Source organism: Enterobacter wuhouensis (genome assembly GCF_004331265.1).
GTDB lineage: Bacteria > Pseudomonadota > Gammaproteobacteria > Enterobacterales > Enterobacteriaceae > Enterobacter > Enterobacter wuhouensis.
On record NZ_SJOO01000003.1, the window covers coordinates 99,384 to 121,112 of the forward strand.

Annotated in this window: 19 protein-coding genes; 13 read left to right on the plus strand and 6 right to left on the minus strand. The window is 59.3% G+C overall.

What is annotated here, in order from left to right; genetic code table 11:
- The first annotated feature begins 334 nt into the window (after window positions 1–334).
- Genes E0L20_RS08015 through E0L20_RS08035 form a run of 5 tightly spaced genes read left to right on the plus strand, consistent with a single transcriptional unit; the run spans window position 335 to window position 4,996 of the window.
- Window positions 335–1,147 (plus strand): ABC transporter ATP-binding protein, encoded by an 813-nt coding sequence (locus tag E0L20_RS08015; RefSeq protein WP_131633498.1) that lies wholly within the window; start codon window positions 335–337, stop codon window positions 1,145–1,147.
- Window positions 1,144–2,127 (plus strand): FecCD family ABC transporter permease, encoded by a 984-nt coding sequence (locus E0L20_RS08020; RefSeq protein WP_131633499.1) that lies wholly within the window; start codon window positions 1,144–1,146, stop codon window positions 2,125–2,127. The genes E0L20_RS08015 and E0L20_RS08020 overlap by 4 nt, the downstream gene beginning before the upstream one ends.
- Window positions 2,124–3,164, plus strand: coding sequence for a FecCD family ABC transporter permease (locus E0L20_RS08025; protein ID WP_131633500.1), 1,041 nt, complete (start codon window positions 2,124–2,126; stop codon window positions 3,162–3,164). Before E0L20_RS08020 ends, E0L20_RS08025 begins: the two co-directional genes overlap by 4 nt.
- A gap of 9 nt (window positions 3,165–3,173) precedes the next feature.
- Window positions 3,174–4,124 (plus strand): iron-siderophore ABC transporter substrate-binding protein, encoded by a 951-nt coding sequence (locus E0L20_RS08030; protein WP_131633501.1) that lies wholly within the window; start codon window positions 3,174–3,176, stop codon window positions 4,122–4,124.
- Window positions 4,121–4,996 (plus strand): MurR/RpiR family transcriptional regulator, encoded by an 876-nt coding sequence (locus tag E0L20_RS08035; protein WP_131633502.1) that lies wholly within the window; start codon window positions 4,121–4,123, stop codon window positions 4,994–4,996. The genes E0L20_RS08030 and E0L20_RS08035 overlap by 4 nt, the downstream gene beginning before the upstream one ends.
- A gap of 40 nt (window positions 4,997–5,036) precedes the next feature.
- Here the strand turns inward: E0L20_RS08035 and E0L20_RS08040 are convergent, their stop codons facing one another.
- On the minus strand, window positions 5,037–5,876 hold the full coding sequence (locus tag E0L20_RS08040; protein WP_131633503.1) for an AraC family transcriptional regulator: 840 nt from the start codon (window positions 5,874–5,876) through the stop codon (window positions 5,037–5,039).
- Between the two features lie 166 nt (window positions 5,877–6,042).
- Between E0L20_RS08040 and E0L20_RS08045 the strand changes: the two genes are divergently transcribed.
- Genes E0L20_RS08045 through E0L20_RS08055 form a run of 3 tightly spaced genes read left to right on the plus strand, consistent with a single transcriptional unit; the run spans window position 6,043 to window position 10,374 of the window.
- The gene (locus E0L20_RS08045; protein ID WP_131633504.1) at window positions 6,043–7,860 is read left to right on the plus strand and encodes a DUF2264 domain-containing protein; all 1,818 of its coding nucleotides are present in this window, start codon (window positions 6,043–6,045) and stop codon (window positions 7,858–7,860) included.
- A gap of 33 nt (window positions 7,861–7,893) precedes the next feature.
- Window positions 7,894–9,159 (plus strand): oligosaccharide MFS transporter, encoded by a 1,266-nt coding sequence (locus E0L20_RS08050; protein ID WP_131633505.1) that lies wholly within the window; start codon window positions 7,894–7,896, stop codon window positions 9,157–9,159.
- A 27-nt stretch (window positions 9,160–9,186) separates the two neighbouring features.
- Entirely contained in the window at window positions 9,187–10,374 is a 1,188-nt protein-coding gene (locus tag E0L20_RS08055; RefSeq protein ID WP_131633506.1) for a glycoside hydrolase family 88 protein, read from the plus strand.
- A gap of 32 nt (window positions 10,375–10,406) precedes the next feature.
- On the opposite strand, the gene lysM is transcribed toward E0L20_RS08055, so the two are convergent.
- The 5 genes from lysM to qseB form a co-directional block, all read right to left on the minus strand.
- Entirely contained in the window at window positions 10,407–10,850 is a 444-nt protein-coding gene (lysM, locus tag E0L20_RS08060) for a peptidoglycan-binding protein LysM (protein ID WP_131633507.1), read from the minus strand.
- A gap of 142 nt (window positions 10,851–10,992) precedes the next feature.
- Window positions 10,993–11,307: a putative quinol monooxygenase gene (locus E0L20_RS08065; RefSeq protein ID WP_131633508.1), complete on the minus strand. Its 315-nt coding sequence runs from the start codon at window positions 11,305–11,307 to the stop codon at window positions 10,993–10,995.
- A 31-nt stretch (window positions 11,308–11,338) separates the two neighbouring features.
- Window positions 11,339–11,920 carry an NAD(P)H-dependent oxidoreductase gene (locus E0L20_RS08070; protein ID WP_131633509.1) on the minus strand — a complete coding sequence of 194 codons (582 nt, stop codon included), beginning with the start codon at window positions 11,918–11,920 and terminating at the stop codon, window positions 11,339–11,341.
- A 105-nt stretch (window positions 11,921–12,025) separates the two neighbouring features.
- Window positions 12,026–13,363, minus strand: a complete 1,338-nt coding sequence (qseC, locus tag E0L20_RS08075) for a quorum sensing histidine kinase QseC (protein ID WP_131633510.1) — start codon at window positions 13,361–13,363, stop codon at window positions 12,026–12,028.
- Window positions 13,360–14,019 carry a quorum sensing response regulator transcription factor QseB gene (qseB, locus tag E0L20_RS08080; protein WP_131633511.1) on the minus strand — a complete coding sequence of 220 codons (660 nt, stop codon included), beginning with the start codon at window positions 14,017–14,019 and terminating at the stop codon, window positions 13,360–13,362. Before qseB ends, qseC begins: the two co-directional genes overlap by 4 nt.
- Before the next feature lie 139 nt (window positions 14,020–14,158).
- Between qseB and E0L20_RS08085 the strand changes: the two genes are divergently transcribed.
- The 5 genes from E0L20_RS08085 (at window position 14,159) to E0L20_RS08105 (ending at window position 21,671) form a co-directional block, all read left to right on the plus strand.
- Complete coding sequence (locus E0L20_RS08085; protein ID WP_131633512.1) at window positions 14,159–14,560, plus strand: YgiW/YdeI family stress tolerance OB fold protein; 402 nt, start codon at window positions 14,159–14,161, stop codon at window positions 14,558–14,560.
- A 118-nt stretch (window positions 14,561–14,678) separates the two neighbouring features.
- Window positions 14,679–16,937 carry a DNA topoisomerase IV subunit A gene (gene parC, locus E0L20_RS08090; RefSeq protein ID WP_131633513.1) on the plus strand — a complete coding sequence of 753 codons (2,259 nt, stop codon included), beginning with the start codon at window positions 14,679–14,681 and terminating at the stop codon, window positions 16,935–16,937.
- A 161-nt stretch (window positions 16,938–17,098) separates the two neighbouring features.
- Window positions 17,099–17,836 (plus strand): 1-acylglycerol-3-phosphate O-acyltransferase, encoded by a 738-nt coding sequence (plsC, locus tag E0L20_RS08095; protein WP_131633514.1) that lies wholly within the window; start codon window positions 17,099–17,101, stop codon window positions 17,834–17,836.
- Between the two features lie 59 nt (window positions 17,837–17,895).
- Window positions 17,896–19,308, plus strand: coding sequence for a cell division protein FtsP (gene ftsP, locus E0L20_RS08100; RefSeq protein ID WP_131633515.1), 1,413 nt, complete (start codon window positions 17,896–17,898; stop codon window positions 19,306–19,308).
- 188 nt (window positions 19,309–19,496) lie between these two features.
- A complete protein-coding gene (locus E0L20_RS08105; RefSeq protein ID WP_131633516.1) occupies window positions 19,497–21,671 on the plus strand; it encodes a YgiQ family radical SAM protein in 2,175 nt (724 codons plus the stop codon).
- The last annotated feature ends 58 nt before the right edge of the window (window positions 21,672–21,729 follow it).

Sequence of the window (21,729 nt, forward strand, 5' to 3'; positions counted from 1 at the left end):
GTGTGAGTCATTGCCCTTACGGTCTGTTCGTTAGCCATTGCGGCATCGAACTTGTAATTGAGAATCATTCAAACATGAGCGAATGTAGTAGTAAATGGAAAAAAGAAAAAATTGGCTACAGTGAATTTATTCACCTCAATGCTTTTGGGTGTGTTGTGTAATCGATTGAAATAATGTGATTAAATTTAGATTCAACAGATGTGTATCTTTACGTTTAACCCTGGATTTTTAAGGGTGTTTCTTCTCTTGACTACTACATGAGGCGGCGGCAAACTCTCAAAAGAGAATGAGTTTTATTTTTATTTATTAGCTCCATTATTACGTTGGCGTTCACGTGGCTTACAACACCAAAAAGTCGGGACTGGTTCTTGAAAACCTTTCTGCGGGCTATCAGAAAAAAATCATCGTTGATGACATCTCCCTTGCGATCCCCCGGCAGAAAATGACCGTACTGGTGGGTGCCAACGGCTGCGGAAAATCCACGCTGCTGAGCACTCTCGCGCGTCTGCTACAGCCCCTCGGCGGCAGCGCGGTGCTGGACGGCAAAGCCATTCACGAACAGCCAACCAAAGCGGTTGCCCGACAGCTGGGCATTTTGCCGCAGTCTCCGCTGCTGCCGGAAGGGTTGACCGTGTTTGAGCTGGTGTCGCGCGGGCGCTTTCCCTGGCAGAACTTTATGCGCCAGTGGAGCGATGAGGACGAGCAGGCGGTTGAGGAGGCGTTACGCCTGACCGGGACGGCAGAGTTTGCCCATCTGCCGGTAGAAAGCCTGTCCGGCGGCCAGCGCCAGCGCTGCTGGATCGCCATGGCGCTGGCGCAGCAAACGCCCTACATCCTGCTGGATGAACCCACAACCTATCTCGATCTTCGCTATCAGGTGGAGATCCTCGAGCTGCTGCACGCCCTGACGCGCCGGCACGGGCGGACCGTGGTGGTGGTTCTGCACGATCTCAACTTTGCCGTGAACTACGGGGATTCGCTGGTCTTTTTACGCCAGGGGAAAGTTGAAGGCGTATTGCATGAGGGCGATGCCTGCACGCCTGAACTCATTAAGTCGGTGTTTGATGTTGACGTGCATATGTCGGTTAACCCGCTGACCGGAAAGCCGTTTTTTATGCCGTTTCGCCAGGCTGCCGACAGGTCATGATGCGAACCTCGCTGGCATTTATTCTGTTCACGCTGCTGCTGGTGATGGGCGCGATTGCGCACCTGGGCATTGGCGCACGCTTTATCGCCCCGCAGACTGTGGTGGAAGCATTCTTCCATTTCGAGCCGCGCAATTTCGACCATAACGTCATCATAAAATTAAGGCTGCTGCGCCTTTGCGCCGCGATGGCGACGGGGGCCGCCCTCGGCGTGGCGGGCGTACTGCTGCAGTCGGTGATCCGCAACCCGCTCGGCGAGCCGCATATTCTGGGGCTGAACGCCGGGGCGGCGCTGGCGGTAGTGCTGACCAGCGCTCTCGGGCTGTCGCTGCCGTTTGGGCGTCCGCTCGTTGCCGCTGCGGGAGCCGCCGCGCTCTTTTTGCTGGTGCTGCTGTTCTCCTCATCCGGACGCACCGGCCTCACGCCGATGAAGGTCACGCTGTGCGGCGTGGCGATGTCGGCCTTCGCTTCGTCGATTACCGCCGCGGCGCTGATTCTGGATGAGCAGACGCTGCTCGCCATGCGGACCTGGCTGGCGGGGGATTTATCCGGGCTAAACGGGGATACGATCGGGAGCGCCGCGGGGCTGGCTGCCGTGGGGTTTGCGCTGGCGCTCTGGCTCTCGCCGTCGCTGAACATGCTGGCGCTGGGCGACAGGATGGCGCAGGGGCTTGGCGTATCGCTGTTAAAAACCCGGCTGTTCGCGCTGCTGGCCATCGCGCTGCTGTGCGGCGCGGCGGTTTCTGTTGCCGGTCCAATCGGGTTTATCGGACTCGTGGTGCCGCAGCTGATCCGCCGCCTGGTATCGGTAGATTTACGCGTGATGGTGCCGCTTTCCGCATTGTGCGGCGGGCTGGTGCTGCTGCTGGCGGATATCGCCGCCCGCACGCTATTTACGCCGTATGAGCTGGCAACCGGCGTCATGACCGCGCTGGTGGGGGCGCCGGTCTTTATCCTTATGGCGTCGAGGATGTTCAAATGAACCGGGCTGGACTGCGTGCGCTACGCGTCGGCATTTTCTCGGCGCTGATTCGTCCGAGGGCGCTGGCGTGCCTGGCCCTCTTATTGCTGATAGCCTTCCTGCTGGTCACTTTTGGCCTCACCCACGGCTCCCTGCCCATTCCCGCCTCTGCCATCGGGCGCGCGCTGGTTTATCCGCAAACGCTGGATGCAGAGACGCATTACATCGTCATGGATATTCGCCTGCCGCGCCTGCTGATGGCGGTGCTGTGCGGCGCGATGCTCGGCACGGCGGGTGCGGCGATGCAGTCCATCACCCGCAATGGCCTGGCCGATCCTGGCCTTATCGGCGTGAAGGAGGGCTGCAGCGCGGCGGTGCTGCTCCTGATTTTTCAGTTTCCTGCGCTGGGGCTGTACTGGCGGCCACTTATCGGTATGGCCGGCGGGTTGCTGGCCGCGCTGCTGGTGGTGGCGCTGGCCCGCGATATCTCGCGTCCCCGGTTCATTTTGATCGGCATCGGCGTGTCGTGGGCGTTTGCCGCCGCGATGGGGATCTTCATGACCACCGCCGACGTGCGCGACGTGCAGACGGCGATGCTGTGGCTGGCCGGAAGCCTGCACGCGGCAAACTGGACGCTGGTCGGCACTGCGGCTGCCTGGGCAGCGCCCGCGTTCGCGCTGCTGCTCTTTACCGCGCGCGCCGCCGATGTTGCGCTGCTGGGCAACCAAACCGCGACGGGCCTTGGGGTGCGTACCTCTCGCCTGGCGTTGCTGCGCGTCTTAGCGCCCGTTGTGCTGACCGCGGCCTGCGTCTCGTGCGTGGGCAGTATTGGCTTTGTCGGGCTGATCGCGCCGCATATGGCGCGCCTGCTCCTGCGCGGTGGGCAAACCGCGCTGCTGACGGGAAGCGCCGTGCTGGGTGCGCTGCTGGTGCTGCTGGCGGATAACGCCGGGCGTCTGGCATTTCTTCCGCTGCAGCTGCCGGCGGGAATAGTAATTTCAATGATTGGCGGACCGTTTTTCCTGCTGCTGCTCTGGCAGCGTCGGGACACATTTTAGGGGAGTGTAATGCGCATACTTTTTTCGATGCTGCTGCTGGTGGGCTTCGCCGTCGGGGCGGCGGAGCCGACGCAGACGTTTACGGACGATCTGAACCGCAAAGTGGTGGTGCCGGTGCATCCGAAGCGGATCGTTTCTTTGCACGATCTGGATATCACCATTCCGCTGATCGAGCTTGGCGTGCCGCCGATCGCCAGCCATGGCCGCACCCGACCGGACGGCAGCCATTTTCTGCGCTCCAGCGGCATGTTAACCGGCGTCGACTTTGATAATTCCGCCATCAAGTTTATCGGCACTGCGGATATCGATATCGAAGCCATCGCCGCCGTGAAGCCGGATCTTATCATCACCGAGCCGACCCGCAGCACGCCGGTAGAACAGCTGGAAAAAATTGCCCCGACGGTGAGTATCGATCACCTGGACGGCGGCGCGCCGGAGATCTACCGCAAGCTGGCGCAGCTGACCGGCACGCAGGCGCGGCTAAAGGTTCTGGAACGTCGCTACGAGGAGCAAATCAAGGCCCTGAAAGCAACGATCGACACCAGCAGGCTAACCGTCTCGGTGATTCAGGCTAATCAGGGAAAAATTAACGCCATGCACAGCTATCACTCGCTTGGGCGCGTGCTGCGCGACGCCGGGTTCAGGTTCCCGCCGCTGATTGAAAGCATTCCGGAGGGGGGACGCATTGACGTCAGCGCCGAGCGCCTGCCGGAGCTGGACGCCGATTTTGTCTTTGCCACCTGGCGCGGGGATACCGGGGGTAAACCGCAGGACGAGCAGGCGGCGATGGATGCGGTGATGCCGGGCTGGTGTCAGTTTCTCAACGCCTGCCGAACCGGGCATTACGTGCTCATCTCCCGCGAGGAGGCGATCTCAAATTCATTTGCCTCGCTGGGGCTGATGGCCGCGCAGGTGCAGTCGCAGATAGCGGGCCGTCCGCTGCCGGAGGCGTCACGTTGAGCCGCAAAGTCGATGTTTACGGCGACCGCTTTCGATCGCGGGCGCACCAGCTGACGCCGCGCCTGCTGCGGGTGGCGCGCTATATCAATGAGAACCGGGAAGCGGTGATGGAGCAGACGGCAATGGAGATCGCGACGATGCTCGATACGTCTGATGCCACCGTCGTGCGCGCCATTCAGGCGCTCGGTTTTGCCGGGCTGCGCGATCTGAAGCAGACGCTGGAGCAGTGGTTTGGCCCGGTGATCACCTCCAGCGAGAAGATGTCCACCACGGTGAATACGCTCACCAGCGACGTTAACGCGAGCATCGATTTTGTGCTGGAAGGGCATCAGCACACCTGTAACGTCTTGTCCCAGCCGGACAATCGCTATGCGATGGCGCAGGCCGTATCGCTGCTGGCGCAGGCGAGGCAGGTCGCTATTTTTGGCATTGGTGCATCCGGCATTCTGGCCGAGTACACCTCTCGCCTGTTTAGCCGTATAGGTCTGCCTGCGATCCCGCTTAACCGCACCGGCATTGGCCTCGCCGAACAGCTTATCGCCTTACAGCGTGGCGACGTGCTGGTGATGATGGCGCAAAAATCCGCGCACCGGGAAGGGCAGACCACGCTGCGCGAAGCGAAACGTCTGGGCATTCCCACCATTTTGCTGACCAACGCCACCGACTCGCGATTCAGCAAAGAGGCGAGCGTGGTGATCCACGTTCCGCGCGGCGGCGAGAAGGGCAAAATACCGCTGCACGGCACGGTGCTGCTGTGTCTGGAGATGATTATTTTGTCCGTCGCTTCCACCGAGCCGCAGCGCACCATCAGGTCGATGAAGCGCATCAACGAATTTCACCGTGGGTTAAAGCCGGGCAAGAAAAGCGGTTGATTTTCCCCTCTCCCCGTGGGAGAGGGCTGGGGTGAGGGCGTCAAACCGCACGATGGTTCTTCCTGTACTGCAGCGGCGTCTCCCCAATCCCTTTTTTGAACGCGCTGATAAACCACGTCACGTCGGAAAAACCCGTCTGCGCCGCGATGTCCCGCACGCTCGAATCCGTGTGAAGCAAAGACTCGCAGGCCTTGCGCAGCCGTAACGTATTCAGATAGTCGTGGATCTTCTCGCCCGTCTCCGCATGGAATTTTCGCGACACGTAGCTGCGCGATTTCCCCAGCTCTTCGGCCAGCGCGTCCAGGCGGAATTTTTCCTGGTAATGCTCGTCCAGCCAGAACATCACCTGGCTTGCGATCCCCTGGCTGCTGCCCGGCGCGCCGGCGTTATCGTCCGGCAGCATGGCAAACAGGCTTATCAACATCCCGGCGATGCTCTCGCTGTTCATAGGAGACTGATAACAGCCCAGCAGGTGATCGATATGCTGGCGGCAATGCGCCAGGTCAGCGACCCACGCCTCGCCGCCGCGGCGCGAAAGCCGCTCCAGCCGCTGTCGGGTTTGCGGGAAATCGCGCAGGGTTTTCATCACGGCATGATGGTCGAGATGGATGATGGTGCGCCGGTAAATCGCTTCGGCCTGCTCGTCTACCATCACCTTGTGCAGCGTAAACGGCGGAAAGAAAAAAAGCCGCCCGGGGCGCATGGTGTAATGGCGGTTGTCGACAATCGCCACGCCAAACCCTTCTTCCACATATAGAATTTCCAGGCACTGGTGCCAGTGGTGGTAACGCACCGTGTTGGCAAACAGGCGGCTAAACGACACGACGGTGTCGTTCAGGGTAATCAGCTCAAGACGGTCGGATATCGGCGTGTCGCGCATAGTGCAATAAAACTCAACTTTTTCCCGTAACAACCACGTTATAAACCACCTTTTTAAATTTTCTCAACTGCGGGTTTATTCATCGCTCTTAGCTGTGACATGGCTAACATTTCTGCCCCTTGTGGATTCACTATGCTTTGCCGCAGTTGATTACGAGGGCAAACCTATGTGGGCGGTAAATAAAGAAAAATCAAATCCGTTGTCTTCACGCCGGGACGTAGTGGCGTATCTGAACGAGATGCTGGGCGCGTTGGATAAGCAGTTTCCGCCGGGCGGTTCCCGCTTCTCTCTGGGGGAAACCTGTGCGCATTACGCAACGGACATTGCGCAGATGGAAGGGCTTTCCCGCGCGCTGTGGGGGCTGTTTCCGCTGATGGCGGGCGGCGGCGACGCCACGCCGTTTAGCGAGAAGTACATAACGGCCATCAGGCTCGGCACCGATCCGCAAAGCGCAGGCTACTGGGGCGAAGCCGGCCCTTACGATCAGCGCCTTGTAGAGATGGCGGCCTACGGTCTGGGGCTGTCCCTGCTGGGCGACAAACTCCTCGATCGCTTCACCGAGCGCGAAGTGATGAACCTCCACGCCTGGCTCAGCCAGATTACCGACGCGCAAATGCCGGACAGCAACTGGAACTACTTCGCCATTATGGTCCAGCTCGGCTTCAAACGCGCCAGACTGCCGTATGATCAGGCCGCCATCGATCGCCGCTTTGCGCTGATGGACGCCTACTATCTGGGAGACGGCTGGTATTCCGACGGCCCGGGCCGCCCGAAGGATTATTACATCTCGATGGCTTTCCACTTCTACGGGCTGATCTACGCCACCCTGAGCGGGGACGAGGCGAGGGCGGAGGGGCTGCGCGAGCGCTCGCGCCTGTTCGCAGAAGACTTTATCTACTGGTCCGCCGCAGACGGGGCCTCGGTGCCGTTTGGCCGCAGCCTGACCTACCGCTTTGCAATGGTGGCCTTCTGGAGCGCGGTGGCCTTTTCCGAACTGGACGTATTCACGCCGGGTATCGTAAAAGGCATTATCCTGCGCCATCTGCGCTGGTGGCGGCAGCAGCCGATGACCGATCGCGACGGCATTCTGACCCTCGGCTTTGCCTATCCTAACCTGGCGATGTGCGAGGACTATAACTCCCCCGGCTCGCCGTACTGGGCGCTAAAAACCTACCTGATACTGGCGCTGCCGGAGGCGCATCCCTTCTGGCAGGCCGACGAACAGCCGTTGCCCGCCCTGGCTGAGAAGCACGCGATCCCGCACGCCCAGCAGATCCTTATCCATGCGGAAAAGTCGCAGCACGTCACCATGCTCACCGCCGGGCAGCTTGAGCTGAACAACTACGTCAACACCGACGCCAAATACACCAAATTTGCCTACTCCAGCCGCTTCGGCTTCACCATTGAGCGCGGGCGTTTTGGCCTGAAGCATGCCGCCTGCGACTCCATGCTGCTGCTGGCGGACGGAGATGATTACTACCGCGGGCGCCGCGCGTGTGACGCGGTGCGGGTGGATGAAAACTCTATCTACTCGCGCTGGTCGCCGTGGCACGACGTGCATATCGATACCTGGCAAGTGCCGTTCGGAGAGTGGCATCTGCGTCTGCACCGCATCAACAGCGCGCGCGCTCTGCAAACGGCAGAGGGTGGTTTCGCGGTGATGAAAACGGAACAGCAGATCCGCGAGCGCGGCTGTTATCTCGCGGCGGAAAACGGCAGCAGCCTGATTGTCGATCTGTCGCCCGCCATCGCTCGTCAGCCGGACAGCATCGTCACGCCGCCAAACAGCAGCATCATGTTCCCGGAGTGCGCCTCCATTCCGCTGTTAAAAACCGATCTCCCGCCAGGGGAAAGCTGGCTCTGCTGCGCCGTCGTTGCCAGCGGATCGCCACACGATGCGGTAGCGCCGCAGCTGAACATCACCCAAAACCAGGTTGTTATTCGCGAACCCGGAAGCGAACGACAAATATCGTTCACGTTATAAAAACTCTGACCCCTACACGTCGGCGAGGATGATATGAAAAATACATCTACAACAAACAGAACCGAATATTACAAAATCAGCAGCTTTATTTTTCTCTATTTCTTTACCTGGTCTGCCAGTATTGGCCTATTGGCCATCTGGCTTGGTCAAAAAGCCAACCTCAGCGGATCGGTTATTGGGACCGTATTTGCCGTAAACGGTATTTTCTCCGTTATTCTCAAACCGATTTACGGCTACATTCTCGATAAGATCGGCATGAGCAAATATCTGCTCTATTTTGTGGTCGCCATGTCGGCCCTGATGGCGCCGTTCTTTATTTACGTCTATCAGCCGCTGTTAATGTCCAACACGATGCTGGGGATTATTATCGGCGCGCTCTATTTAAGCTTTGCCTGGTACGCGGGCGTGGCGGCGTGTGAATCCTATTCCGACCGCTTCAGCCGCCTGAACGGCATGGAGTTCGGGCAGATCCGCATGTGGGGATCGCTCGGCTGGGCGGTGGCGTCTTCGTTCTCCGGCCTGCTGTTTAACCTATCTCCGGCCTATAACTTCATCATGGGCAGCGTGGCTTCGGTGGTGATGCTGATTGTCCTGCTGAGCCTGAAAGTGAACACTAACTCCGCTCACGCCGGTGACGTGTTGACCAAAGAGAAAATCGCTCCGTCAGACGTGTATGCCCTGCTGCGAAACCGCAAGTTCTGGGCCTTCTGCCTCTACGTGGCGGGCGTGGCGTGGATGATGTTTATCGCCGAGCAGCAGTTCTCGCGCTATTTCGTCACCTTCTTCGACGATATCCACGAGGGTAACGCGGTGTTTGGTTATCTGGGCACCGTACAGTCGGGGATGGAGTTCGTCATGTATATGGTAATCCCCCTGTTCGTGAACTTTATTGGCGCCAAGCGCGGGCTGTTAATCGTCGGCCTGGTGGTCGGCGCGCGCCTGATTATTTCCGGCATGTGCGATTCACACCTGTTAATTTCCGTGCTGAAACCGCTGTACGGCCTGGAAATATGCCTGCTGCTGGTGTCGGTCTTTAAATATATCGCCGAGCATTTCGATAAGCGCGTTAACGCCACCATGTATTTACTGGGCTATCAGGCCATGCTCTACGTCGGTAACGTGGTGGTTTCTTCACCTGCGGGATATATGTATGACCGCATCGGCTTTGAGCAGACCTATATCATCATGGGCGCCACGGCGCTGACCTTTACCCTTATTTCTGCCTTTACGTTATCCGCCTGCCAGAGCAAATGGCGCGGGGCCCGCGCGCTGAACGTAGCAGAAACCTCAACACGATAATTACGCCGTCAAAGAAGGAACCGAAATATGTTAAGTCGTATCAAAGAGGAGCGTCTGCCCGCTATCCCTGCGCCCGTTGATTCACGCGTTTTTAGCGATGAATTGAGTACGGCACGCCGCCACGTTCTCGACCTGATCAGCCGTCATTTAACGGAATTCGGCGAGCAGTTTCCAGCGGAAACCTGTAAGGACGGTTTTTATCCGCTGACCGACAACGTGGAGTGGACCACCAGCTTCTGGACCGGCCAGCTGTGGCTGGCGTGGGAGATGAGCGGCGAGGCGAAATTCCGCGCGATGGCGGAAAAACACGTGCGCTCGTTCGGCCTGCGCATCGCCGGGCGCAGCGACACCAACACCCACGATTTGGGCTTCCTGTACACGCTCTCCTGCGTGGCGGCCTGGCGACTCACCGGCAGCCGCGAGGCGCGCGGCTTCTCCCTGCTGGCGGCAGAGGCGCTGCTGGAGCGCTTCCATGAAAAAGCGAAGATCATTCAGGCGTGGGGCGATCTCGCTGACCCGGAGCAGGCCGGACGGATGATCATCGACTGCAACATGAACCTGCCGCTGCTGTACTGGGCGACGGAACAAACGGGCGATCCGCGCTTTGCCGACGCTGCAAAAGCGCACGTCATGCAGGCGGCGACGTACCTGATTCGCGAAGATGCCTCGACGTTCCACACCTACTATATGGATGTGAACACCGGCGCGCCGCGCTACGGCAATACCCAGCAGGGCTACGCCGACGACTCATGCTGGTCGCGCGGGCAGGCGTGGGGGATTTACGGCTTCCTGCTGAGCTATATCTATACCGGCGACGAGACGATGATCGCCCTGTCGAAGCGGCTGGCGAACTATTTCCTCAACCGTCTGCCGGAAGATTACGTCTGCCACTGGGATCTGGCGCTGGTAGGTACGGACGCGCTGCGCGATTCGTCTTCGGCGGCCATCGCGGTATGCGGCCTGCTGGAGCTGGTGAAGCATCTTCCGGTCACGGATCCGGATCGCGAGCGCTATCTGGAGTGGGCGAAAGGGATCATGTCGTCGCTGACGAAGCACTACCTGATGGGCAAAGACGAGAAGGGCAACGGGCTGCTGAAGCACTCGGTGTATCACCTGGCGAGCAATAAAGGGGTGGACGAGTGCGCGAGCTGGGGAGATTACTTCTACGTTGAGGCGCTGGTGCGCTTCACCCAGAGCTGGAAGCTGTACTGGTAAAACAGCCGGGGGGACGTCCCCCGGCTATGCGGTTACGCTTTCGGAATACGCAGCGTCTGGCCGGGGTAGATTTTATCCGGGCTGGAGAGCATCGGGCGGTTGGCCTCGAAAATCTTGTTGTACTGGTTGGCATCGCCGTACACGGTTTTGGAGATGGCGCTCAGGGTATCGCCAGATTTCACCGTATAGTACGTGGCTTCATCTTTGGCATCGGTGGCGGTGATATTGTTCTCAACCTCGCTCACCCCCGCGATGTTCCCCACGGCAACCTGGATTTTCTCTTTCTGCTCCTGCGTCAGCCCGTCACCCGTGACGCTGGCTTTGCCGTCGGTAACGGTGACCTGGACTTTATCCGCGCCAGGAATATTCAGCTTTTTGAGGTGCTCGCTGACTTTGTCGCCTGCATCCTTATGCGACTCTGTGAGGTTGTCCCACAGCTTCTCACCTGCTTCTTTAACGAAATTAAAAAGACCCATTCCATCCTCCTGTTAACAATGAAGTCAGAATAAGCATAGCAGTTGGGTTTTAAGGTGATAAAAAAGCCCGGTGGCGCTAGCGCTTACCGGGCCTGAATGTGTTCTCCCTCTCCCCGTGGGAGAGGGCGGGGTGAGGGGAAACTTAAACCCCTTGCTCCAGAATGCGGATGTGCGTTTCCAGAACGTCAGCTTTCACCGCGTCGCTCCACGCTTTCATGTGCGGGGTCTGCAGGTGCGCTTCGAGGTGCGCGACGGTTTCCCACTGCTCAACCATGATGATGGAGTCGGGTGCGGTCGCCTGGAAGCTCGCCTCGGTGGCGGCGTCCACCATCGGCGCGTAGCCGTGGCAGCCTTCTTCTTTCAGTACGGTTGGGATAATCTTCGCGAACTGATCCAGCACCGCCTGGCGGTGATGTTGACCTGGACGAGTACGGATTTCTGCGATAACGGTAAGCATGGTTACTACTCCTTTAATTCCAGGCTACCAGTTAAGCAAAAATTTCCGCGAGATGCTTGCGATATTCTGCGATATAGCGCGGGACGTCAGGCATTTTAATCACGTCGTTGACAATAAAGGTCGGCAGCGGGTCCATGCCCAGGAACTGATTCGCCTTGTGGAACGGCAGGTAAGCGCCGTCAACGCCTACGCCTTCGAAGAACTGATCTTTCTCGGTGAAGGCTTCCATCGGGGCGTTCCAGGTCAGGGAGAGCATATATTTTTTGCCCTGAATCAGGCCGCCGGAGCCGTATTTTTTCGACGCGTCTGAGCGGGTACGGCCGTCGCTGGCATACAGCGAGCCGTGGCCTTCGGTGAACACGTCGTCCATGTATTTTTTCACGGTCCACGGCGCGCCCATCCACCAGCCCGGCATCTGCCAGATCACCACGTCAGCCCACAGGAAGTTCTGCACTTCGGCCTTCACGTCGTAGTTGCTGTCCGCGCGCACGACCTTAACATCATGCCCGGCGTCGCGCAGGAAACCGTCCGCGACCTCGGTCAGGGTGTCATTCAGCTGGCCTTTTGAGTGGGCGAATTCTTTCGCGCCGTTGATAATCAGAATGTTGCTCATTATTTGTCCTCGGTGTTGAGAGTATGCAAGGTATTCTACGCGCGAGGACGGAGCGGAAAAATGAGCAAAATGTGCAAAGTCTTTTGCATTCAGCGCAATAATCGCTTACCAGCTTATTGTCACCTCAAAGCCACCCTGAGCCGCGTTGCCCAGCGCAACGCGCATGCCGTGCAGGGCAGCAATACGCTTCACGATGGATAACCCCAGCCCGCTGCCCGTTTCATCCTGCCCAGGCGGACGATAGAAGCGCTCGCCGATCCGCGCCAGCGCGTCGGGAGAAATCCCCGGGCCGTTGTCGCGCACCGTGAAGCGCCGGGCATCCAGCGTTACGTCAATCAGGCTGCCGCGCGGGCTGTAGCGGATGGCGTTATCCAGCAGGTTACGCACCAGCAAGCTGAGGAGCAGCCGCTGGCCGGTGCGCTTCACCTCCGGCGCGTTGACGTTCAGGCGAATGTCGATACCCGCCTGCTGCGCCGGATGATAAATATCCATCACCGCCGACTGCAGTAAATCGGCGATCGCGATCGGCTCCACGTCGTCGAGATTGTCGAGCGAGTCGAGGCGCGAAAGCGTAAGAAGCTGATCCACCAGCCGGGACGCGCGGTCAATACCCGCATGAAGCTGCGTCAGCGCTTTTGCCTGCGCCTGCGGATCGTCCAGATACAGCTGCGCCACGTCGGTTTGCACCTTCAGCGCGGCCAGCGGGCTGCGCAGCTCGTGGGCGGCATCGGAGGTGAAGCGGCGCTCGCGGCTCATCATCTCCTGCGTGCGGGTAAACAGGTGGTTCAACGCGTCCAGCAGGGGGCGCACTTCCGTCGGTACGCCTTCCGTCGGCAGTTTATCGGTGGCGTCCGGAGAGCGTGAGCGCAGGGTCGTCGCGAGCTTTTTCAGCGGCCTCAGCTCGCGGCCCAGCAGCAGGATTAACAGCAAAAGCATCACGGGCAGCGCCACCAGCCACGGCGTGAGCTGCGAACCCACCACGTCCAGCGCCAAATCCTGCCGGTACTCCCACTCCTGGCCGACCACCACGCGGTACTTACCGTCCGGCGACGTCAGCCACAGGAAGCGCCATTCGTCGCTGTCGTCCTGAAGCCGTCCGTCAGCAAACCCGTCGCGACGGTAGTGATACGGGATATCGCGCCCGTTTTCGCCGTCGTTGAGGATCATGCTGCCGTCGGCGCTAAAGATGGCGAAGGCCAGCGCGTCATCGTCCAGATGTCCGTGCCTGGCTTTTTTCGGTATCTCGCGCATCCGTTCCGGCGCGCGAAGCTCGTCCAGGTCCATCGTCAGCAGCCGTTTCGCAAACAGCATTTGCTGGGTATCAAACAGCTTGTCGAGCTTATGCGTCGTCTGCTGCCAGGCGACCAGGCTGGCGGCAAACCAGGCTGCCAGAGACAGCAGCAGGAACAGCAGCGTCAGGCGGAGCTTCAGGCTCAGTTTCATGCGTCACCCAGGGTATAGCCGATGCCGTGGACGGTGCGGATAAAGTCGCTCCCGAGCTTGCGGCGAAGATGATGGACGTGGACCTCCACGGCGTTGCTGGAGACATCGTCATCCCAGGTATAGAGCTTTTCTTCAATCGTTTTGCGGGGAAGCACGCGGCCCGCGTTGCGCATCAGCAGCTCCAGCAGGGCGAACTCTTTTGGCTTGAGGGTAAGCGCTTCGCCGTTAAGCGTGGCGACAAGGCCGGTAGGATCCAGCGTCACCTTGCCGTGACGCAGCTCGCTGCGCGCCTGGCCGTGGCTGCGGCGCACCAGCGCTTCAAGGCGGGCTGCGACTTCGATCAGGGCAAACGGCTTACAGAGATAATCGTCCGCGCCCAGGCGTAGCCCGTCGACGCGCTGGTTCAGCGCATCCCGCGCCGTCAGAATCAGTACCGGTTCGCTGCGCCCGCTTTCGCGCCAGGCGCGGAGGATCTCAAGCCCGTCAATTTCCGGCAGGGTCAGGTCAAGCACCACGGCATCATAGGGCGCGGAATACAGCGCGGCCTGCCCGGTTTTGCCGTCGGTAAACCAGTCAACGCTAAAGCCCATTTTGCTTAATCCTGCCTTAATGCCGTCGCCGATAAGCCTGTCGTCTTCTACCAGTAAAATGCGCATGTTCCCTCCTTGATGCCGTCAGTAAACCCTCTGTACGCGCATGCTGTACAGTAAAAATAAATAAATTTTCCCCTTAAGAAGTTGTTAAGGATTACCCTGTTTAATGGATTGCGAAACCACATTAAAGGGAGAGATTAATATGAAAAAATTCGCTGCACTTGCTGCCATCATGATGATGACCACTGCCCCTGTTTTTGCTGCGCAGGGCGGATTTAACGGCCCGTCCGCAACGGCGCCCCAGACCCAAACTCAGCAGGGCGGTTTTGTTGATAACAACGCCAACCTGACGACGGCGGCAAAAGTGAAAGACCTGAAGGACGATGCCTGGGTGAAGCTGCGCGGGAACATCACCGAGCGCCTGTCCGATGACCGCTACACTTTCCGCGATGAAACCGGCACGGTGGTGGTTGAGATCGACCACAAGCGCTGGAACGGCGTGACCGTCAGCCCGCAGGATAAGGTTGAGCTTCAGGGTAAAGTCGATAAAGACTGGAACGAGTTTGAAATCGACGTGAAGCAGGTTATCAAGCTGGACAAATAACCCGGAAAGGGCCGCTTATGCGGCCCTTTTTCTTTGTGACTCAATTCGTCAGATGAGGTAGTATCTGCGGCAATATTGCCTGAAACCCTTCGGTTTCTGAGTTGAGGAATCACACGTAATGAGCGATATGGCAGAGCGCCTCGCGCTACATGAATTCACGGAAAACGCCTACCTGAACTACTCCATGTACGTCATCATGGACAGGGCGTTGCCGTTTATCGGGGATGGCCTGAAGCCCGTTCAGCGCCGCATCGTCTATGCGATGTCCGAGCTGGGGCTGAGCGCCAGCGCCAAGTTCAAAAAATCCGCCCGTACCGTCGGTGACGTACTGGGTAAATACCATCCGCACGGCGACAGCGCCTGCTATGAAGCGATGGTATTAATGGCGCAGCCGTTCTCTTACCGCTACCCGCTGGTGGACGGGCAGGGGAACTGGGGGGCGCCGGACGATCCAAAATCTTTCGCCGCAATGCGTTATACCGAATCCCGCCTGTCCAAATATGCCGAAGTGCTGCTGGGCGAGCTGGGTCAGGGAACCGTTGACTGGGTGCCAAACTTCGACGGTACGATGCAGGAGCCGAAGATGCTGCCTGCGCGTCTGCCGAACATCCTGCTGAACGGCACCACCGGTATTGCCGTGGGTATGGCGACGGACATTCCGCCGCACAACCTGCGCGAAGTGGCGAAGGCCGCCATCACCCTGATCGAGCAGCCGAAAACCTCGCTGGACGAGCTGCTGGATATCGTGCAGGGGCCGGACTACCCGACCGAAGCCGAAATCATCACCTCGCGCGCGGAAATCCGCAAAATCTACCAGAACGGCCGCGGCTCCGTGCGCATGCGCGCGGTGTGGAATAAAGAGGACGGCGCGGTCGTCATCACCGCGCTGCCGCATCAGGTTTCCGGTGCCAAAGTGCTGGAGCAGATCGCCTCCCAGATGCGCAATAAAAAGCTGCCGATGGTGGACGACCTGCGCGACGAATCCGACCACGAGAACCCGACCCGTCTGGTGATCGTGCCGCGCTCGAACCGCGTGGACATGGAGCAGGTGATGAACCACCTGTTCGCCACCACCGATCTGGAAAAAAGCTACCGCATCAACCTGAACATGATCGGCCTCGACGGGCGTCCGGCGGTGAAAAACCTGCTGGAGATCCTCACCGAATGGCTGGCGTTCCGCCGCGATACGGTGCGCCGTCGTCTGAATCACCGTCTGGAAAAAGTGCTTAAGCGCCTGCATATCCTCGAAGGTTTGCTGGTGGCGTTCCTCAACATCGACGAAGTGATTGAGATCATTCGTACCGAGGACGAACCGAAGCCCGCGCTGATGTCGCGTTTTGGCATCAGCGAAACCCAGGCCGAAGCGATCCTTGAGCTGAAGCTGCGCCATCTCGCCAAACTGGAAGAGATGAAGATCCGCGGCGAGCAGAACGAGCTGGAAAAAGAGCGCGATCAGCTGCAGGCGATCCTCGCGTCCGAGCGCAAGATGAACACCCTGCTGAAGAAAGAGCTGCAGGCCGATGCCGACGCCTTCGGCGACGACCGTCGTTCTCCGCTGCACGAGCGCGAAGAAGCGAAGGCGATGAACGAGCACGACATGCTGCCGTCCGAGCCGGTGACCATCGTGCTGTCTCAGAGCGGCTGGGTGCGTAGCGCCAAAGGCCACGATATTGACGCGCCGGGCCTGAGCTACAAGGCGGGCGACAGCTTTAAAGCGGCGGTGAAGGGCAAGAGCAACCAGCCGGTGGCGTTTATCGACTCTACGGGCCGCAGCTACGCCATCGACCCGATCACGCTGCCATCCGCGCGCGGGCAGGGCGAGCCGCTCACCGGCAAGCTGACGCTGCCGCCGGGCGCGACCGTTGACCATATGCTGATGGAAGCCGACGAGCAGAAGCTGCTGATGGCCTCGGATGCGGGCTACGGCTTTATCTGTACCTTTAACGATCTGGTGTCGCGCAACCGCGCCGGTAAAGCATTAATCAGCCTGCCGGACAACGCCCACGTGATGACGCCGCTGGTGATTGAGGACGAAAGCGATATGCTGCTGGCGATCACCACCGCCGGACGTATGCTGATGTTCCCGGTCAGCGACCTGCCGGAGCTGTCTAAAGGTAAAGGCAACAAAATCATTAACATCCCGTCGGCGGAAGCGGCTAAAGGCGAAGATGGCCTGGCGCACCTCTTCCTCCTGCCGCCGCAGAGCACGCTGACCATTCACGTCGGCAAGCGCAAAATCAAGCTGCGTCCGGAAGAGCTGCAGAAGGTGGTCGGTGAGCGCGGACGCCGCGGCTCGCTGATGCGCGGCCTGCAGCGGATCGACCGCGTGGAGATTGACTCGCCTGCGCGTAGCCAGGCGGGCGACAGCGAAGAGTAATCTGTTCACCCCCTCTGTTCCGGAGGGGGTATTACCGTAAAATTTCCCGTAAAAACGTTGTTAATTCGTGCGTTGCGATTAACAATACGCGCTCGTAATAAAGTCCTTACCTGGCCACAGGTGAAGTATAATTGTCAGCTGTTTGGGCTTCAGAGGTCGCTATGCTATACATTGTTCGTCTCATTCTTACCGTTATCTACTGCATTCTGGTCTGTGTATTCGGCTGCATCTACTGCCTGTTCAGTCCGCGTAATCCTAAGCATGTCGCCACGTTTGGCCATATGTTTGGTCGCCTTGCGCCGCTGTTTGGCCTGAAGGTGGAAAAACGCCTGCCGGAAGGCGCTGAGCACTTCGGCAACGCCATCTATATCGCAAACCATCAGAACAACTACGATATGGTGACCGCCGCAAACATCGTACTGCCGCCAACCGTGACGGTGGGGAAAAAGAGCCTGCTGTGGATCCCGTTTTTCGGCCAGCTTTACTGGCTCACCGGAAACCTACTGATTGACCGTAACAACCGTGCAAAAGCACACAGCACCATTGCAGAAGTGGTCAATCACTTCAAAAAACGCAAAATCTCAATCTGGATGTTCCCGGAAGGGACGCGCAGCCGCGGTCGTGGGCTGCTGCCGTTTAAAACCGGTGCGTTTCATGCCGCAATTGCGGCGGGCGTTCCAATTATTCCCGTGTGCGTTTCCAATACTTCTAACAAGATTAATCTTAACCGCCTGAAAAATGGGCTGGTGATTGTCGAGATGCTGCCGCCGGTGGATACCAGCAAATACGGCAAAGATCAGGTGCGCGAGCTGGCGACACACTGCCGCGAGCTGATGGCGCAGCATATTGCCCAGCTCGACAAAGAAGTCGCAGAGAGAGAAGCCGCCGGTAACGTGTAGTCCGGCGTTTAAAGGGAAAACGAATTCCCGCGTTGTTAGTCGTTTCAGATGGAGCTTATATGTCACTCAGTCGGCGTCAGTTTATTCAGGCTTCGGGGATCGCCCTTTGTGCGGGTGCGATGCCGCTGACAGCCAACGCCGCCGGGCAGCAACCGCCGCTGCCCATCCCGCCGTTGATTGAATCTCGTCGCGGGCAACCGCTATTTTTGACCCTGCAGCGCAGCCACTGGTCGTTTACCCAGGGGACGCGTGCGTCCGTCTGGGGAATTAACGGGCGCTACCTTGGGCCGACCATTCGCGTGTGGAACGGCGATGACGTTAAGCTCATTTACAGTAACCGTACGACGGAAAATGTGGCGATGACCGTCAGCGGCCTGCAGGTCCCTGGGCCGTTGATTGGCGGCGCGGCGCGCATGATGTCGCCCAACGCCGACTGGGCGCCGGTGCTGCCGATCCGCCAGAGCGCCGCGACGTTGTGGTATCACGCAAATACCCCTAACCGCACCGCGCAGCAGGTCTACAACGGCCTGGCCGGCATGTGGCTGATTGAAGATGAGATCAGTAAATCCCTGCCGATCCCAAACCACTACGGCGTGGATGATTTCCCGATCGTTATTCAGGACAAGCGTCTCGATAACTTTGGTACGCCAGAGTACAGCGAGCCGGGCAGCGGTGGCTTTGTTGGCGACACGCTGCTGGTCAACGGCGCGCAAAGTCCGTATGTGGAAGTCTCGCGCGGCTGGGTGCGCCTGCGTCTGCTGAACGCCTCCAACTCGCGCCGCTACCAGCTGCAGATGAGCGATGGCCGCGCGCTGCACGTGATTTCCGGCGATCAGGGCTTCCTGCCCGCGCCGGTTTCCGTGAAGCAGCTGGCGCTTTCGCCGGGTGAACGCCGTGAAATCCTCGTGGATATGACCAACGGGGATGAAGTGTCGCTGACCTGCGGTGAAGCGGCGAGCATTGTCGACCGTATCCGCGGGTTCTTTGAGCCGTCGAGTATTCTGGTTTCTACGCTGGTGCTGACCCTTCGCCCAACCGGCCTGCTGCCGCTGGTCACCGATAGCCTGCCGATGCGCCTGCTGCCGCAGGAGATCGTGAGCGGTGCGCCGGTGCGCAGCCGTGACATCAGCCTGGGCGACGATCCTGGCATCAACGGTGCGCTGTGGGACGTTAACCGCATTGACATCACCGCGCAGCAGGGGACCTGGGAGCGCTGGACGGTTCGCTCGGACATGCCGCAGTCGTTCCATATTGAAGGGGTTTCATTCCTGATCCGCAACGTGAATGGTGCGATGCCGTTCCCGGAAGACCGCGGCTGGAAGGACACCGTCTGGGTGGATGGCCAGGTCGAGCTGCTCGTCTACTACGGTCAGCCATCCTGGCCGCACTTCCCGTTCCTGTTCCACAGCCAGACGCTGGAGATGATGGACCGCGGATCGGTGGGGCAGATGCTGGTGAATCCGGCGCCGTAAATTTTCCCCCTCACCCCGGCCCTCTCCCCAGAGGGGCGAGGGTGAAAGACCGCTCCGGGCAGTCCCCTCTCCCCTTTGGGGAGAGGGTTAGGGTGAGGGGATAACAGCCCGCATAATACCCCTTCATTTCCCACATTGTTCCAGCGTATAATCCCCGCCCTTTTGTCTATTTTTTCTTCGGAAGCACTATGAGCGCAATTTCCCTGATCCAGCCGGATCGTGACCTCTTCTCCTGGCCCCAGTACTGGGCGGCCTGCTTTGGACCGGCGCCGTTCCTGCCGATGTCCCGCGAAGAGATGGACCAACTGGGCTGGGATAGCTGCGACATCATTCTGGTCACGGGCGATGCGTACGTTGACCACCCGAGCTTTGGCATGGCCATCTGTGGCCGTATGCTCGAAGCGCAGGGCTTCCGCGTGGGGATCATCTCCCAGCCTGACTGGAACAGCAAAGACGACTTTATGCGTCTGGGCAAGCCGAACCTGTTCTTCGGCGTGACCGCAGGCAACATGGACTCGATGATTAACCGCTACACCGCCGACCGCAAGCTGCGCCACGACGACGCCTACACTGCCGATAACGTGGCGGGCAAACGTCCGGACCGCGCGACTCTCGTCTACACCCAGCGATGCAAAGAAGCATGGAAAGACGTGCCGGTCATCCTGGGCGGGATCGAGGCGAGCCTTCGCCGTACCGCGCACTACGACTACTGGTCAGATACCGTGCGCCGTTCGGTGCTGGTAGATTCCAAAGCCGACATGCTGATCTTCGGCAACGGTGAACGTCCGCTGGTGGAAGTGGCGCACCGTCTGGCGCAGGGCGAACCGGTTGGCGACATCCGCGACGTGCGCAACACTGCGATCATGGTAAAAGAAGCGCTGCCGGGCTGGAGCGGGGTAGATTCTCGCATCATCGACATGCCGGGCAAAATCGACCCAATCCCGCACCCGTACGGCGAAGATCTGCCGTGTGCGGACAACAAGCCGGTTGAGCCGAAAAAAGCCGAAGCCAAAGCCGTTGTGGTACAGCCGCCGCGTCCGAAGCCGTGGGAAAAGACCTACGTTCTGCTGCCGTCCTTCGAGAAGGTGAAAAGCGACAAGGTGCTCTACGCGCACGCCTCGCGTATTCTGCACCACGAAACCAACCCGGGCTGCGCCCGCGCGCTGATGCAAAAGCACGGCGAGCGCTATATCTGGGTTAACCCGCCGGCGATCCCGCTCTCTACCGAAGAGATGGACAGCGTCTTTGCCCTGCCGTACAAGCGCGTGCCGCACCCGGCGTACGGCAACGCCCGTATCCCGGCGTATGAGATGATCCGCTTCTCGATCAACATCATGCGCGGCTGCTTCGGCGGCTGCTCCTTCTGCTCCATTACCGAGCACGAAGGCCGTATTATTCAGAGCCGCTCCGAGGATTCGATCGTCAACGAGATCGAAGCCATTCGCGACACGGTGCCGGGCTTTACCGGCATCATCTCCGATCTGGGTGGCCCGACCGCCAACATGTACATGCTGCGCTGCAAGTCGCCGCGCGCGGAGCAAACCTGCCGTCGTCTTTCGTGCGTTTACCCGAGCATCTGCGAGCATATGGACACCAACCACGAGCCGACGATCAACCTCTACCGCCGCGCGCGCGACCTGAAGGGCATCAAGAAGATCCTGATCGCGTCCGGCGTGCGTTACGACATTGCGGTAGAAGATCCGCGCTACATCAAAGAGCTGGCGACGCACCACGTCGGCGGCTATCTGAAGATCGCGCCGGAGCACACCGAAGAAGGCCCGCTGTCGAAAATGATGAAGCCGGGTATGGGCAGCTACGACCGCTTTAAGGAGCTGTTCGACACCTACTCGAAGCAGGCGGGTAAAGAGCAGTATCTGATCCCGTACTTCATCTCTGCCCATCCGGGCACGCGCGATGAGGATATGGTTAACCTGGCGCTGTGGCTGAAGCAGCGCCGCTTCCGTCTGGATCAGGTGCAGAACTTCTACCCGTCGCCGCTCGCCAACTCGACGACCATGTATTACACCGGCAAAAACCCGCTGAGCAAGATTGGCTATAAGAGTGAAGACGTGGTGGTGCCTAAAGGGGATAAGCAGCGCCGTCTGCATAAAGCGCTGCTGCGCTATCACGATCCGAAAAACTGGCCGCTGATCCGCCAGGCGCTGGAAGACATGGGTAAAAAACACCTGATCGGCTCGCGTCGTGACTGTCTGGTGCCTGCGCCGACGCTGGATGAGATGCGCGAAGCGCGCCGTCAGAACCGCCACACGCGCCCGGCGCTGACCAAGCACACGCCGATTGTGCATCAGCGTTCGAACGGTGGGGCGGGAACGAAGAAGAGCGTAAAACGTAAGATCGGTTAAACCTGTAACAATGCCCGGTGGCGCTGCGCTTACCGGGCCTACAGGTCATCGCGTAGGC